This window comes from Myxococcota bacterium (assembly GCA_039030075.1).
Taxonomy (GTDB): Bacteria; Myxococcota_A; UBA9160; order UBA9160; family SMWR01; genus JAHEJV01.
Map to the genome: position 1 here is coordinate 1 of JBCCEW010000013.1, position 13,038 is coordinate 13,038.

At 69.0% G+C, this 13,038-nt stretch carries 15 protein-coding genes and 6 tRNA genes; 5 read left to right on the forward strand and 16 right to left on the reverse strand.

The annotated features are described in order from the left end of the window. The 7 genes from AAF430_14610 to AAF430_14640 all read right to left on the reverse strand — a co-directional run. The coding region (locus AAF430_14610) for a GTP-binding protein (GenBank protein MEM7411466.1) at positions 1–141 on the reverse strand (141 nt) is incomplete at its 3' end. Positions 142–300: 159 nt separating this feature from the next. Continuing rightward, positions 301–376 (reverse strand) — tRNA-Thr (locus AAF430_14615). A 117-nt stretch (positions 377–493) separates the two neighbouring features. Further along, a tRNA-Gly gene (locus AAF430_14620) sits at positions 494–570 on the reverse strand. Between the two features lie 56 nt (positions 571–626). After that, positions 627–711, reverse strand: a tRNA-Tyr gene (locus tag AAF430_14625). Between the two features lie 403 nt (positions 712–1,114). Next, positions 1,115–1,190 (reverse strand) — tRNA-Thr (locus AAF430_14630). Between the two features lie 97 nt (positions 1,191–1,287). Continuing rightward, positions 1,288–2,097 carry a 23S rRNA (guanosine(2251)-2'-O)-methyltransferase RlmB gene (rlmB, locus tag AAF430_14635; protein MEM7411467.1) on the reverse strand — a complete coding sequence of 270 codons (810 nt, stop codon included), beginning with the start codon at positions 2,095–2,097 and terminating at the stop codon, positions 1,288–1,290. A gap of 68 nt (positions 2,098–2,165) precedes the next feature. Continuing rightward, the gene (locus AAF430_14640) at positions 2,166–3,407 is read right to left on the reverse strand and encodes a DUF4388 domain-containing protein (protein MEM7411468.1); all 1,242 of its coding nucleotides are present in this window, start codon (positions 3,405–3,407) and stop codon (positions 2,166–2,168) included. Positions 3,408–3,544: 137 nt separating this feature from the next. Between AAF430_14640 and AAF430_14645 the strand changes: the two genes are divergently transcribed. Further along, positions 3,545–3,946: a PilZ domain-containing protein gene (locus AAF430_14645; GenBank protein MEM7411469.1), complete on the forward strand. Its 402-nt coding sequence runs from the start codon at positions 3,545–3,547 to the stop codon at positions 3,944–3,946. Positions 3,947–3,998: 52 nt separating this feature from the next. Then, the gene (locus AAF430_14650; protein MEM7411470.1) at positions 3,999–4,349 is read left to right on the forward strand and encodes a hypothetical protein; all 351 of its coding nucleotides are present in this window, start codon (positions 3,999–4,001) and stop codon (positions 4,347–4,349) included. A 105-nt stretch (positions 4,350–4,454) separates the two neighbouring features. Here AAF430_14650 and AAF430_14655 read toward each other — a convergent pair. Beyond that, a tRNA-Leu gene (locus AAF430_14655) sits at positions 4,455–4,540 on the reverse strand. A 48-nt stretch (positions 4,541–4,588) separates the two neighbouring features. Here AAF430_14655 and AAF430_14660 point away from each other — a divergent pair. Together AAF430_14660 and AAF430_14665 are read left to right on the forward strand one after the other, a co-directional pair. Continuing rightward, positions 4,589–5,386, forward strand: a complete 798-nt coding sequence (locus AAF430_14660; protein ID MEM7411471.1) for a glycosyltransferase family 2 protein — start codon at positions 4,589–4,591, stop codon at positions 5,384–5,386. Positions 5,387–5,389: 3 nt separating this feature from the next. Beyond that, positions 5,390–7,285: a glycoside hydrolase family 15 protein gene (locus AAF430_14665; protein MEM7411472.1), complete on the forward strand. Its 1,896-nt coding sequence runs from the start codon at positions 5,390–5,392 to the stop codon at positions 7,283–7,285. An 18-nt stretch (positions 7,286–7,303) separates the two neighbouring features. Here AAF430_14665 and AAF430_14670 read toward each other — a convergent pair. Next, a tRNA-Cys gene (locus AAF430_14670) sits at positions 7,304–7,377 on the reverse strand. Positions 7,378–7,497: 120 nt separating this feature from the next. Here AAF430_14670 and crcB point away from each other — a divergent pair. Next, complete coding sequence (gene crcB / locus AAF430_14675) at positions 7,498–7,872, forward strand: fluoride efflux transporter CrcB (GenBank protein ID MEM7411473.1); 375 nt, start codon at positions 7,498–7,500, stop codon at positions 7,870–7,872. A 34-nt stretch (positions 7,873–7,906) separates the two neighbouring features. Here crcB and AAF430_14680 read toward each other — a convergent pair whose 3' ends face one another. From AAF430_14680 to AAF430_14710, 7 genes are all read right to left on the reverse strand, one after another. Then, positions 7,907–8,380: a hypothetical protein gene (locus AAF430_14680; GenBank protein ID MEM7411474.1), complete on the reverse strand. Its 474-nt coding sequence runs from the start codon at positions 8,378–8,380 to the stop codon at positions 7,907–7,909. A gap of 3 nt (positions 8,381–8,383) precedes the next feature. After that, entirely contained in the window at positions 8,384–8,641 is a 258-nt protein-coding gene (locus AAF430_14685) for a hypothetical protein (protein MEM7411475.1), read from the reverse strand. After that, the gene (locus AAF430_14690) at positions 8,638–9,876 is read right to left on the reverse strand and encodes an NADH-quinone oxidoreductase subunit D (protein ID MEM7411476.1); all 1,239 of its coding nucleotides are present in this window, start codon (positions 9,874–9,876) and stop codon (positions 8,638–8,640) included. Before AAF430_14690 ends, AAF430_14685 begins: the two co-directional genes overlap by 4 nt. Next, entirely contained in the window at positions 9,876–10,364 is a 489-nt protein-coding gene (locus tag AAF430_14695; GenBank protein ID MEM7411477.1) for an NADH-quinone oxidoreductase subunit C, read from the reverse strand. The genes AAF430_14690 and AAF430_14695 overlap by 1 nt, the downstream gene beginning before the upstream one ends. Beyond that, complete coding sequence (locus AAF430_14700) at positions 10,364–10,939, reverse strand: NADH-quinone oxidoreductase subunit I (protein ID MEM7411478.1); 576 nt, start codon at positions 10,937–10,939, stop codon at positions 10,364–10,366. Before AAF430_14700 ends, AAF430_14695 begins: the two co-directional genes overlap by 1 nt. Before the next feature lie 66 nt (positions 10,940–11,005). Next, positions 11,006–11,722, reverse strand: a complete 717-nt coding sequence (gene lipB / locus AAF430_14705; GenBank protein ID MEM7411479.1) for a lipoyl(octanoyl) transferase LipB — start codon at positions 11,720–11,722, stop codon at positions 11,006–11,008. Between the two features lie 4 nt (positions 11,723–11,726). Next, entirely contained in the window at positions 11,727–12,989 is a 1,263-nt protein-coding gene (locus AAF430_14710; GenBank protein MEM7411480.1) for a dihydrolipoamide acetyltransferase family protein, read from the reverse strand. Positions 12,990–13,038: the final 49 nt, after the last annotated feature.

Consider the following 13,038-nt stretch of genomic DNA (forward strand, 5'->3'; position numbering starts at 1 on the left):
GAAGTCCACCTTCTCGGCCAGACCCTTGTGCGCCTGACGCGACGTGATCGCCGCCGTCAGCGTCGTCTTCCCGTGGTCCACGTGACCGATCGTCCCCACGTTCACGTGGGGCTTCGTTCGCTCGAACTTCTCCTTGGCCATTGCGTGTGTTCCCTTTTCCTTTCGGCTTGGAATCCGGCTTCTGGGTTCGTCTCTTGCGGTCCGCGCCTCGCGGCCCGCGGTGGGTTTCGGTTCGGTGAATGGGAGCCGCGTGTGGCCCTGCGTCCCGTTCGATCCGCTGGAATCGTCTCTGTGGTGGGATGGAGCCCACGAGCGGGTTTGAACCGCTGACCTCGTCCTTACCAAGGACGTGCTCTACCACCTGAGCTACGTGGGCCTGTTTCCTCGTGTTCGCGCTGCGGGCCTCTGCCTCACTGCGCTGGTTTCTCTGGTTCGACTGATCTCGACTTCGCGCGCGTCGGAACTTCGGCCCCTCGCGCGGCGGGCCTCGCTGTGGAGCGGGAAACGGGATTCGAACCCGCGACCCCGAGCTTGGAAGGCTCGTGCTCTAGCCAGCTGAGCTATTCCCGCTTGGACATTCTCTCGGGGTGCGTCGTGTGCGACGCACCTTCGCGGCTCGGCGCGGATGGTGGAGAGGGGAGGATTCGAACCTCCGAAGTCATAGACAGCAGATTTACAGTCTGCCCCGTTTGACCGCTTCGGTACCTCTCCAACCGGGTCACGCCGACCCAACGTCAAAATGGTGAGTGCACACCCCCCTGCCCTCGCCCGGTGCGTTCACGACCGAGGCGAAGGAAAAACTGATTTCTCTTTGAATGAGCGACGCGCTGATGGGACCGCGTCGATGATCTTGAGTTCGAGAACCCCTCCCGTGGCACCGGGAGAAGCGGGTGCGCTTCCGAGACAAACCCTCGGCTCGCGCGCGATTCGTTTTCGATGACACACTCTTGTGCCCACGTGGTCATCGATGCGAGCGGTGTCCCGCTCCGTTGCCTTACGCCCTGCCCCAACCGTCTGCGTGTCCTCGCGCTACACCCGAGGACTTCGCTTCGTCTTCCGCGATCCTTACGACTCTCCGACGCCCACCGAACCTGCTCGACTGCTCGACACACACTGGAGCTGGCGATGGGACTCGAACCCGTAACCTGCTGATTACAAATCAGCTGCTCTACCAGTTGAGCTACGCCAGCGCGGAGACGATCGACCCGAGACTATACGGCGGGCCCCCCAGCGGGGCAACGCCCTGGGAATCGGAAGCTGACCGGGAAGGTCCCCGTACCCGCAGGGTTAACCGGCCCCTTCGGACTGGCGCATCAGCTCGAAGAGGATCACGGCGGCGGCGGTCGAGACGTTGAGCGAAGCGACCTTTCCCCCGAGGGGAATCCGGACCGCCCGGTCGAGCTGCTTGCGCACTCCGTCGCGCAAACCGCGCCCCTCCGCCCCGAGCACCACCACCCAGGGCCCACCGCTCCCGAGCTCGCCCTGGTAGAGCGAGTCGGCCCCGGCGAGGTCGGCCCCCAGAATCCAGTACTGGCGCTCCTTCAGGTCGCCGAGCGCCCGAGAAAGGTTGGTGACCCGGGCGACCGGCAGCCACTCGATCGCGCCCGCGCTCGCTCGGGAGACGGCGGCGGAGAGCGGCGGCGCGTTGCGCCGGGTGAGAATCAGCCCACCCGCACCCGAGGCCTCGGCCACCCGCGCCATGGCTCCCAGGTTCTGGGGGTCCTCGACTCCATCCAGCGCCACCAGGGTTCGCCTGCCCCTCGCGGCGACGTGGTCGACGAGCTCCTCGAGCCCGAGCTCGGGGAGCGCCCCGACCGCCAGTGCCAGGCCCGGCGCAGGCAGTCGCTCGGCGGCGGCGCCTTCGCGGTGGCGCACCTCGATGCCCGCCGCGATAGCCTGCTCGGTGAGCTCCCCCACCGCGGGATGGCGCGCCGTCGCTGCCACCTCCAGCCAGAACAGCGTTCGTCTCCGGGCCGCCAAGGCTTCTCGGATGGGGTGCAGCCCCGCGAGGCGCTCGGCCACGCCGGCGGCCTGCTCGGACCGGGCGTCGGGACCCGACCGTGCGCCCGCGCTCTTCCGCCTGCCTCGGCTGGCCATGGGGCGCGCAGCATACCGCTCCGCGCCGGGACAGCCCCTGGCGGTCCGGTCCGATCCCGACCCTCGGGTCAGAGATCCGCGCGCAGCCCGTCCAGATGCTCGAGGAAGCCCTCGGCGTCCTCGATCTTCGGGTGGTTCAGGAGCTCGAACTCGGCGTAGGAGAGCAGCTCGCCCAGCGCGGCCCGGACCTCGCGCAGTCGGTTGCCCGGGAACACCTCAGCCCGCTCGATCAGCACCTCGGGGTCGAGCACCCCACCTGGGCCGAAGGCCAGGCCCTGGAGCAGATGGGGATGCCGGGTGGCCGCCTCCCGGCTCACGTCGGCGATGCGCTCACGGACGGCGTCGGCCCCGTCCCAGGCCACCAGCGGAGCCGTCAGCTCGGCCAGCAGCTTCGCGTGTGCGGTCACGCTCGTACGCAGCTCGGCGTCGGCGTCGTTCGACGTGGTCACCGACTCGTCGCGCGCGATCCGCAACGCACCGAGCTTCTCGAGCAGCTGCACGGTGCGCGCACCCGAGAGCGAATCGATGCCCACGCGTTGGCACATGGCCGGGAAGCTGTCGGTCTCGGCGAGCGCGTGCATCAACGCTGCCGCCGTTCCTTCGAGCGTCCGCACGGCGCCCGGGATCGGCTGCAGGCTGGCCTGGCTGTCCTCGAGCTGCGCGAGGAACACCAGCAGCTCGTCGCGGTGCTGGAGCCCTTCTTGAATCAAGCGGCCGGTGGGAAGTGCCAGGCGCACGACGTTGTCCGGTCGCACCTCGCCTTCCCACAGGAAGAGCTGGCCCGTGGCATAGGCGAAGAGCGAGCGCACGATGTCCTCGACCTGGGCCTTCACGCCGTCCCAGAGCTCACGCGGCGAGAGCAGGCCACGCTCGACCAGGAAACGACCGAACTGCTGCGGCGGCGCGTACGCCTCGGAGGCCAGCTGCTGTTCCTGCAGGGAGAGCGCTCCCATGCGCACCAGGCTCTCTCCCAGGCGATCGATGGCCTGGTTCGAGCTGGCGAAGACGACTTCTCCGGCGTGGAGGAACACGCTCTTCACGCAGTCCCCGTGTTCGAACTGCAGGAACCCGGACTTCCCCGAGCTGTGGACCATCTGCAGCACGTCCGCGACCGAGAAGGCGCGGACGTCGGCCACCAGCACCAGGTCGCGATCCCAGGGAATGGGCGGCGCGTCGGGATCGATGCGCTCGAGCATCAAGGTGCGGTGCCCGACCGCGAGCGGGCGTACCTGACAGGTCTCCGTGGGAAGCCCGAGCGCCTCGGCCTGGTCGGCCGTGAGCGTCATCGGCCCCTGTGAATGCTGGATCATCCGAACTCCGTGACAGGGAATCCCCGGGAATCCCTCGGCGATTCCAGCGCTTGGCTTGAGGGGCACCGCCCGTGCCGGGACTCCCTGCGCTCAAGTTGCGCACCCGTTGCACCCGATGGGGGGAACGGAGGTGTGTCATGTCCGACGATTCCCACGATCCGCCGCGCCGACAGCCGCGCGTCGACACCGAGATCCCGGCGCGGATCTCGACCATCGAACCCGACAGCGATCCGGTCACCGGCCGGAGCTACTTCCGGGCGTCCCACGAACTCGCGTCCAACGTGTCGCGCGGCGGTGCGTTCATCCGGACCACCGAGCTGCTGGAGCGCGGCCGACGGGTGCTGGTCGAGCTGTCGCTTCCGACGGGCGAGCACGTCGAAGCCGTGGGCCGCGTCGCCTGGACGCAGCGCGTGCTCACGCCCGGAGGCGGGCTGCCCGAGTGCGGTGTTGGCGTCGAGTTCCTCGGCGGCGAATCCGATCAGCTGTCGCGCCTGGACGACTTCGTTCGCAAGGGAGCGGACGATTCCACCGACCACTGACGCGCGGTTCGGCTTGAACTGGCGCGGAGGGGCCTTTACGCTCGTTCTCCCGATGAAACCCGCCGGTTCCTACAAGATCCGTTATCAGCGCGGCGCGCACGCGCGCAGCGTCCGTCCGACGACGGCGAGCGAAGACCCGATCGAGACACTCCTGGCGGAGGTCGCCGAATCGGATCACCGGGTCCGGCGCATCGTCGAGTCGCTTCGCGACGAGATTCTCGATGCCGGCGAATCGGCCGAGCTGCGGGTGCGCCGGGTGTTCAGCTCCCCGCGCGAGATCTTCCGGCTGGAGATCGAGCGGCCCGAGTTCGGCTACCTGCGGACCACGCTGCTCGATCGCGAGGCGCTCGAGGCTCTGCTCGAGACCGACGAGGTCCGCCACCGTGTCGCTGCGGTGGCCTGAGCCCCAGAACGAGCCGCCGGACCGATCCATCAGACCGAGCCACCCGATCCAGCCGCGGGCGCCGCTCGGGCCTTGAGCGGGAGCCGCGCACCGACGAAAAGCGTGTGGTGCCCGGGGCAGGACTCGAACCTGCACGGCTCTAGGCCAAGCGATTTTAAGTCGCCCGCGTCTACCGATTTCGCCACCCGGGCTCGAAGCCCAGTCTATACTCGTCGCCGCTCGAATTCAGGAGCCCGTACGTGTTTCACGGCAAGAAGATCGTGGTCGTCATGCCGGCCTACAACGCGGCCCGCACGATCGAGCAGACGTACCGGGAGATCCCGCTCGATCTGGTGGACGAAGTCGTCGTCACCGATGACGCCAGCCGGGACGACACGGTCAAGGTGGCCGAGCGCCTCGGGCTGCGGACCCTCGTCCACACCGAGAACCGCGGGTACGGCGGCAACCAGAAGACCTGCTACGCCGAGGCGCTGCGGCTGGGCGCGGATGTCGTGGTCATGCTGCACCCCGACTACCAGTACACACCGAAGCTGCTGCCCTCGATCATCGGGCTGATCACGGACGGCCCGTTCGACGTCGTGCTCGGATCGCGCGTGCTGGGCGGCCGCGCCCTTGCCGGTGGCATGCCGGTCTACAAGTACGTCGCGAATCGCTTCCTCACCGCGTTCCAGAATCTCCTGTGCGGTGCCAAGCTCTCCGAGTACCACACCGGTTATCGCGCGTTCACGCGCGAGGTCCTGATGTCGCTACCGCTCCTCGAGAACTCGGACGACTTCGTCTTCGACAACCAGATGCTCGCCCAGATCCTGGTGGCCGGGTTCGAGATCGGTGAGGTGAGTTGCCCGGCGGCCTACTTCGAAGAGGCGTCGTCGATCAACTTCCAGCGTTCGACGAAGTACGGGCTGGGCGTCCTGTGGACCTCTTGCCAGGCCTTCGCCCATCGCATGGGTTGGACGAAGGTCCCGATCTTCGATCCGACCGGGCGTCGCCTCGAGATCGCCGACACCACCGCCGCCCCGAGCCCCGAAGCGGCCTGATCCTTGGACCTCTACACCGCATCGCAGCGGGTCGGAACCGAACACGTCCTCGACGGCTCGACGCCGAGTCTGACCGACTACGGACTGGTCGGCGACGGGCATACGGCTGCGTTGGTCGGGATCAATGGGTCGGTCGATTGGCTGTGCTGGCCGCGCTTCGACTCGCCGAGCCTCTTCGCCGCCCTGCTCGATCCAGACCGCGGCGGCTCGTTCCAGATCGCGCCGGCCGAACTCGGCTGCACCAGCCGCCAGGCCTACGACACGGGCACGAACGTGCTGCAGACCCTCTTCCGCCGGGAAGGCGTGGCGACGGTCATGCTCACCGACTTCATGCCCTGGAACGGTGACCCGCGCTCGCACGTCGCCGAGTTCCATCGCTTGATCGAGACCCGGGAAGGCCAGATGGAGATGCGGATCGTCTTCGACCCGCGCTTCGACTACGGCCGCAGCCCTGCGAAGATCACGATCGAGTCCGACGGGGTGATGGCCGAGGGCCCGAACGGCGAGCGCGTCTCGCTGTCGGTAAGCGGCGGTGCCTCCTTCCACCCGCGCGACGCCGGCGGCGTCGAAGCCGTACTCCACCTCCGCAGCGGCCAGCGCGCCTGGGCGATCTTGTCCTGGCGTTCGGGACGGCCCGAGCGCGTGTCCGCCTATCGCCCCTTCGACCACCTGCGCGCCACGCGCCGCTTCTGGCGTCACTGGTCCGGGCGCCTCGAGTACGACGGCCCCTGGCGACACGACGTCATGCGCAGCGCCCTCGTGCTGAAGCTGCTCCAGTACGCCCCGACCGGTGCCATGGTCGCGGCTCCGACCACCAGCCTGCCCGCCTGGGTCGGCGGCGACCGCAACTGGGACTACCGCTTCTCCTGGACCCGCGACAGCGCCATGGCGATCCGCGCGATGAACCAGATCGGCTATCCCGACGAGGCCCAGGGGTTCTTCCACTTCGTGCGGGACACCATCGAGGCACGTCGCGCCCTCGACATCATGGTGACCCTCGACGGCACCGAGGTGCCCGACGAGAAGATCCTCGACCACCTGTCGGGCTACCGCGACAGCCAGCCCGTACGCGTCGGCAACGCGGCCCGGCTCCAGATCCAGCACGACATCGCGGGCCCGCTGCTCGACGCCGCCTCGGTGTTCGAACAGTCGGGCGGCACCCTCGGATTGCGACTCTGGCGCCAGGTGCGCTCGCTCCTCAACGACTCGGTGCAGCACGCGGCCCAGCCCGACCACGGCATCTGGGAACCCCGGTCCGAACCCTGCCATCACGTGCATTCCAAACTGATGCAGTGGGTGGCGCTGGATCGCGGCCTCGACATCGCCCAGCGCTTCGGCGGTGACCGCGAGGAGCATGCCTGGCGCCAGGCCCGGGAACAGCTGCGCGAGGCGATCCTGCGCGACGGGTTCGACACCACCAGCGGGAGCTTCGTGAGCGAGTACGGTGGCAACCGCACCGACGCGAGCCTGCTGCTCGCACCCCTCTACGGATTCCTGCCTCCGCGCGACCGGCGCGTGCTCGGCACCATCCAACGGGTGATCGACGAGCTCTCGGACGGGAAGTTCCTGCGCCGCTATCGCACCGATGACGGCATCGACTGCGACGAGGGCGGCTTCGTGCTGTGTGGCTTCTGGTTGGCCGAGGCACTGGCCCTCGCCGGACGCCTCGACGACGCGCTCGAGGTCTTCCACAACCATCTCGGCGCGGCGAACCACCTGGGCCTGCTGGCTGAGGAAGTCGACCCGGGAAGCGGAACCGGGCTCGGCAACTTTCCCCAGGCCTTCAGCCACCTGGGGTTGATCCAGGCTGCCGCCAGGCTCGACCATGCCCTGCGCCTGCGGGACGAGGGATCGACCGAGCCGCCGCTCCTGCCCTTCGACCGACGCGCGGACGAGTAGTCCGCGAGACCGGGTTGGTGGAGGCGGCGCCCGGACTCGAACCGGGGATCAGGGCTTTGCAGGCCCGTGCCTTACCACTTGGCTACGCCGCCGAAGCCCGCCGCAGGGGGCGCGCCCGGACAAGGGTGGGTATCGCGCGCCGCCGTCGGCGTCAATTCGCGCCTCGCGCGACCCGGATGTGAGAAGCGGCCCCGTCCGGTAGGGTCCGCGGCGTGCGGTGGTGGCTCGTCTTCGCAGGGGGCGGACTCGGCGCCCTGGCCCGGTACGCCCTGGCCCTCTGGGTCGAGGGCAAGACCGGCCCGGGCTTTCCGTGGGGCACCTTCTCGGTGAACGTGCTCGGCTGCTTCGCGATCGGCGTCGCCGCCACACTGGCCGACGAACACGCCTGGCTGTCTCCTTCGGCCCGCCTGCTGCTGGTGACTGGCATCCTCGGCGGCTTCACGACCTTCTCGACCTTCGGCTACGAGACCTGGCAGCTCGCCAGCGAAGGGGCCGCGGCCGCGGCGCTCGGGAACGTCCTGGCGAGCGTCGGCGCGGGCCTGGTGGCCGTCGTGCTCGGGATCGTGGTCACGCGCCAGCTGGTGTGAGCGCGGCGCCGACCGAGTGTGGGGAGCGGCTGGGCTAGAGGTCGGGCAGCGGCGTCCAGACACCGTCGATGCGCAGCCCGAGTCCGGCGTCTCCCTCCTCCACCGCCTGCAGGAGCTCGGCTTGAGGCCCTGGGAAGAAACGCGCCAACAGGCCGGCGGGTTCGAGCGATGTCTTCACCCGGCACAGGAGCGCGCCGTCCCGGGGCGACCAATGCAGGCTCGACGCGTCGAGACGCTCCGCGCTGCCATCGGACAGGGTGAGCCGGCCGGATGCCGGATCGATGTCGCGCACGAAGAAGGCCGCCTCCTCGAGCGTGATCTCGCCGCGGAAATGACGCAGGGTGACCACGTACTTCCGCTCGTCGGGCAGGTAGCGGACGCTCCGGTCGAAGTGCTCGCGCAGCTTCCGGTGCCGGATCGGCTCGCCGTCGTGGGTCCAGCGACCGTCGTGATGGAGCACCAGGCCAAAAGGCCGCAACGGCGGCGGGCCGCGGCGTTCAGCGGCCACGGTCTAGCCTCCCCCGGCCGTGCTCGGCGCGTCTTCCTCGGGCAGCGGGACGCGGGTCCCATCGGGCTCGAACACGCCGCGCAGGTCGTAGCGGAACCAGAGCACGACCTTCCGGATCTCCGAATCGGGCCCGGCTCGGTAGATCCACTTCTCGTTCCAGGTCTCGTCGAACTCGAGCTGCGTGCGCGGGTCGTTCACGCTGCCGACCTGATCCGTCGGGGCCCCGAGCCACTCCCACACCTCGCCGCGCCCCCAGCTCACCGGTCGCACTCACCGCCGATCATGTTGATGAAGTCGAAAGTCGGGATGAGATCCGCAAGCAGGCAGCCCTTCAGCATCTCCGACATCGGGGCCAGATTCAGGAAGCTCGGCGGGCGACAGCGCACCTTCTGGGGCCGCGCGCTGCCGTCGGAGACGAGATAGAAGCCGAGCTCGCCGTTCGCCGACTCGACGGCAGCGTAGGCCTCGCCAGCCGGCACCTGGGGCCCTTCGGTCACCGACTTGAATTGCTGGATCAGCTCTTCCATCTGGTTGAAGACCCGCCCCTTCGCCGGCCAGCGCACTCGGGGGTCCAACACGTTGACCGGGCCGGGCCCGAGCGCGTCGAGCTTCTCCAGACACTGCTCCACGATGCGCAGGCTCTGGTGCATCTCCTCGACACAGACGAGGTAGCGATCGTAGTTGTCCCCGACGGTTCCGACCGGGATGTCGAAGTCGAGCTCGTCGTACACGAGGTAGGGCTCCTGCTTGCGCAGATCGAGCGGCTCCCCGGTCGAGCGCAGGATCGGCCCGGTCACCGCGTACTGGAGACAGGTCTCGCGATCGATGACGCCGGTGCCCTGCAGGCGGTCCACGAAGATGCGGTTGCTGGTGACCACGTCGTCGAAGTCCTTGAGGAGCGCCCGCGCCTTGCGCAGGTAGGCATCCCCCTCGGCGCGGAACCCGTCGGGCAGGTCGTGCTTCACGCCCCCGATGCGGATGTAGTTGCTGGTGACCCGGGCGCCGCAGAGCGCCTCGAGGAGGTCCCAGGTGAGCTCGCGCGCCTCGATCCCGTAGAGGAACGGCGTCATCGCCTGGAGCTCGAGGCAGGCGGCGCCGCAGCGGGTGAGGTGGTCGCCCACCCGGGAGAGCTCCGCTGCCAGCACCCGCAGCCACTGGCAGCGCTCCGGGGTCTCGAGCTCGAGGAGCTTCTCGACGGCCATCACGAACCCCAGGTTCGCGAGAATCGCCGAGTTGTAGTTGAGCCGGTCGGTGTAGGGAATGCACTGATACCAGCTGCCGGCCTCGCACTCCTTCTCGAAGCCCCGGTGGAGGTATCCGACCTGAACATCGAGGTTCACGATGTTCTCGCCGTCGAGCTCCACCAGGAACTTCACCGTGCCGTGGGTGGCGGGATGGGAGGGACCCATGTTGAGCAGCTGGTGCTCGGTGTGGAGGTCGCGGGCGAAGTCGTCATCGCCCGCGTGGGGCGGGGTCGGGAAGCTCGGCTGGGCCATCAGTTCTGGGGCCCCACCAACGGCTGTCGCCGTTCCTTCGGGTAGTCCTTCCGCAGCGGGTGCCCCTCGAACTCGTCGTACAAGAGGATGCGCCGCAGATCCGGGTGACCCTCGAAGCGGATCCCGTAGAGATCGAAGACCTCGCGCTCCATCCAGTTCGCCGACTGGAAGAGCGGCACCAGACTCGGCACCGCCGGCGCGTCTTCGGACACCAACACCTTGATCCGGAGGCGCTGGTTCCGCGCCACCGAGTACAGGTGGTAGACGACCTCGAAGCGCGGCGTTCGCGGCAGGGAGTCGACCGCGCACAGATCGGTGAGCATCTCGAAGTGCAGGGTCGGATCGTCGCGCAGGAGCGCCATCACGGCGGGAAGCGACTCGCGGTCCACCACCGCCGTCGCGTCTCCGTGGTCGGCGTGGGTCGATTGGAGCGCCGCCGGGAATCGCTGGAGTAGCCGCTGCAGGGCCGGAACGCCGAAGTCGTCCATCAGGCCGCTCCCTCGGCGGCCGCGTCATCCCGGTCGTACTCGCTCCGCAGGAACGCCAGACGCCGCTCCAGGAGGGTCTCTGGCACCAGCAGGCGCTCCTTGTCGAAACACATGGACTCACGGGTGTAGCCGGCGATCTCGACCTCGCGGCTCATCACGATCGCCTCTTCCGGACAGGCTTCCTCACACAGGCCGCAGAACATGCAGCGCGACATGTCGATGTCGAACGCCTCGGGGAAGCGTTCGATCCCGGCCCCCTCGAGCTCGCCCGGAACGATCGAGATGCAGTCGGTCGGACACGCGAACTCACACAGGCCGCAGGCCACGCACTTCGGCTGACCGTTCTCGAGCTGCACCAGGACCGGCATTCCGCGAAAGGCGTCTGCGAAGTCGACGCGCTCCTCCGGATACTGCACGACGAAGTCGGTGCGGTTCCGGCCGGTGACGAAACCGCGCAGATTGCGAAAGAAGTGTCGCGCGGTGACCGCGAGCCCCTTCGCGATCATCGGCACGTACAGGCGCTCGAGAAGGCCCAGCTTCTCCTGGCGCCGAACGACCACCACCTTCCCCGGCATCGCCGCGATGATAACGGGATCGGCCCCACCGAGCCCGAGCGAGCGCGGCGTCCGAGGCGAGAGGGATCAGCCCTGCGCGGAGCCGCTCCGTGGGTCCTCGTCCGCGGCGCCGCTCGCTCCCAGATCGGCTTCGAAGGCCGCCCGCACCGCGACCCGCGTCCGCGTCGCGCAATCTGCACCGGAGGTGCCGAGCTCCGCGGCGACCGAAGTCATGTCCACCGCTTCGAGACCACACGGCACGATGCAGTCGAACCCGCCGAGGTCGATGTCGACGTTGAGGGCAAACCCGTGATAGGTGACCCAGCCGCGGACCCCGATGCCGATCGACGCGATCTTGCGCGCGCGCGCCAGCGCCGGGGTCTCGACGAACACGCCGGTCCAGCCGGGCACGCGGCACCAGGCAACGCCGAGCCCCGTGAGCGCCCGCCCGAGGTTCTCCTCCAGCCGGCGCAACCAGGCGTGGACGTCGCGTGCGTCGCGCGCCGCCAGGTCGACGATCGGGTAGCCGACCAACTGCCCCGGGGCGTGGTACGTCACGTCGCCCCCACGCGCGACCTCGTGCAGGGCAACGCCCTTCTGGGCGAACTCCTCGGGCGTCCAGCGAAGATTCGACGGCTTCGCGCTGCGGCCCTGGGTGACCACCGGCGGGTGTTCGAGGAGCAGAAGCGTGTCCGGGCAGTGCCCGGCCCGCCGTTCGGCGACCACGCGCTCCTGCAGGGCGAGCGCCTCGTCGTAGGGCACACAGCCGAGCTCGCGTACCTGCAGCTCGGAAGCCTCGCCCATCGCGCTAGAGATCGAACTCGGCCTCTTCGAGCAGCTCGCGCACTCGGAAGAGGAAGCCGTTCGCCGGCGCCCCGTCGACCACGCGGTGGTCATAGGACAGGGCCAGGTGCATGGTCGGACGGATCACGATCGCGTCCTCGCCGGCGATCGTGCGTACGACCGGTCGCTTCACGATCTCGCCCATGCGCAGGATGCCCACCTGGGGCTGGTTGATGATCGCGAAGCCGTAGAGGTTCCCGTTCCGGCCCGGGTTCGAGAGCGTGAAGCTGCCGCCCTTCAGTTCGTCGGGCGAGAGCTTCTTCGAGCGCGCGCGCGAGGCCAGGTCTTCCACCGCCTGGGCGAGCCCGGCGAGCGACAGTCGGTCTGCGTGGCGCACCACGGGCACGACCAGGCCCTTCTCGGTCTCGACGGCGATGCCGATGTGGATGTCCTTCTTCTCGATGATCGCGTCCTCGACCACCGACGCGTTGAGCCGCGGGAACTCGCGAAGCGCGCGCACCGTGGCGTGGACGATGAAGGGCAGGAACGAGAGCGAGAATCCGTGCGACTCCTTGAAGCCGCGCTTCTGGGCATTGCGCACCTTCACGACGCCCGACATGTCGATCTCGGCAACGGCACCCACGTGGGGGCTCACCTGCTTCGAGAGCACCATGTGCTCGGCCACCAACCGACGCAGGGGCGTCATCGGAACGACCTTGTCGCCGGGCTGCAGGGCGTACTGGAACTTGTTGCGAATCGCGGCCGGGGGCCCTGCAGCGGGCGCAGGGGCCGCAGCCGGCGCGGGAGCCGGCGTGCGCTGGGACGCGACGTGCCGGTCGACGTCCGCCTTGCGGACCTTGCCGCCTTCGGCCGGGACATCGGCGAGGTCCACGGCGGCCGCCTCGGCGGCGCGCTTCGCGAGCGGCGTGGCCGGGGTGCTGGAGGGGCTGGCCGGTGCGGGGGTCGGAGCCGGCGCTGCGGCGGCGGGAGCGGGAGCCGCCTGGGGGGCCGGCGCGGCAGCGGCCGCGGGCGAGGCACTCGCGGCGGCGCCATCGGAGTTGATCCGCAGCAGCTCGGCGCCCACGGGTACGGTGTCCCCTTCGGACACGAGGAGGGCCTCGACCACCCCGGCGACGGGTGAGGGAACCTCGGCGTCGACCTTGTCGGTCGTGACCTCGACGAGGGGCTGATCGACGGTGACGGAGTCGCCCTCCTTCACCAACCAGCGCGAAACCGTGCCCTCGACGACGCTCTCGCCCAGTGCCGGCAGCTCGACCGCGATACCCATGAAGCCAATCCCCCTGCGAACGGCTCAAGTGCCCTTCGGCACTCCCATT

Coding starts and splice junctions, on each gene's coding strand:
- rlmB (MEM7411467.1), bottom strand. CDS start 2,097: ATGGCCAGCCGAGGCAGGCGGAAGAGCGCGGGCGCACGGTCGGGTCCC.
- AAF430_14640 (MEM7411468.1), bottom strand. CDS start 3,407: ATGATCCAGCATTCACAGGGGCCGATGACGCTCACGGCCGACCAGGCC.
- AAF430_14645 (MEM7411469.1), top strand. CDS start 3,545: ATGTCCGACGATTCCCACGATCCGCCGCGCCGACAGCCGCGCGTCGAC.
- AAF430_14650 (MEM7411470.1), top strand. CDS start 3,999: ATGAAACCCGCCGGTTCCTACAAGATCCGTTATCAGCGCGGCGCGCAC.
- AAF430_14690 (MEM7411476.1), bottom strand. CDS start 9,876: ATGGCCCAGCCGAGCTTCCCGACCCCGCCCCACGCGGGCGATGACGAC.
- AAF430_14695 (MEM7411477.1), bottom strand. CDS start 10,364: ATGGACGACTTCGGCGTTCCGGCCCTGCAGCGGCTACTCCAGCGATTC.
- AAF430_14700 (MEM7411478.1), bottom strand. CDS start 10,939: ATGCCGGGGAAGGTGGTGGTCGTTCGGCGCCAGGAGAAGCTGGGCCTT.
- lipB (MEM7411479.1), bottom strand. CDS start 11,722: ATGGGCGAGGCTTCCGAGCTGCAGGTACGCGAGCTCGGCTGTGTGCCC.
- AAF430_14710 (MEM7411480.1), bottom strand. CDS start 12,989: ATGGGTATCGCGGTCGAGCTGCCGGCACTGGGCGAGAGCGTCGTCGAG.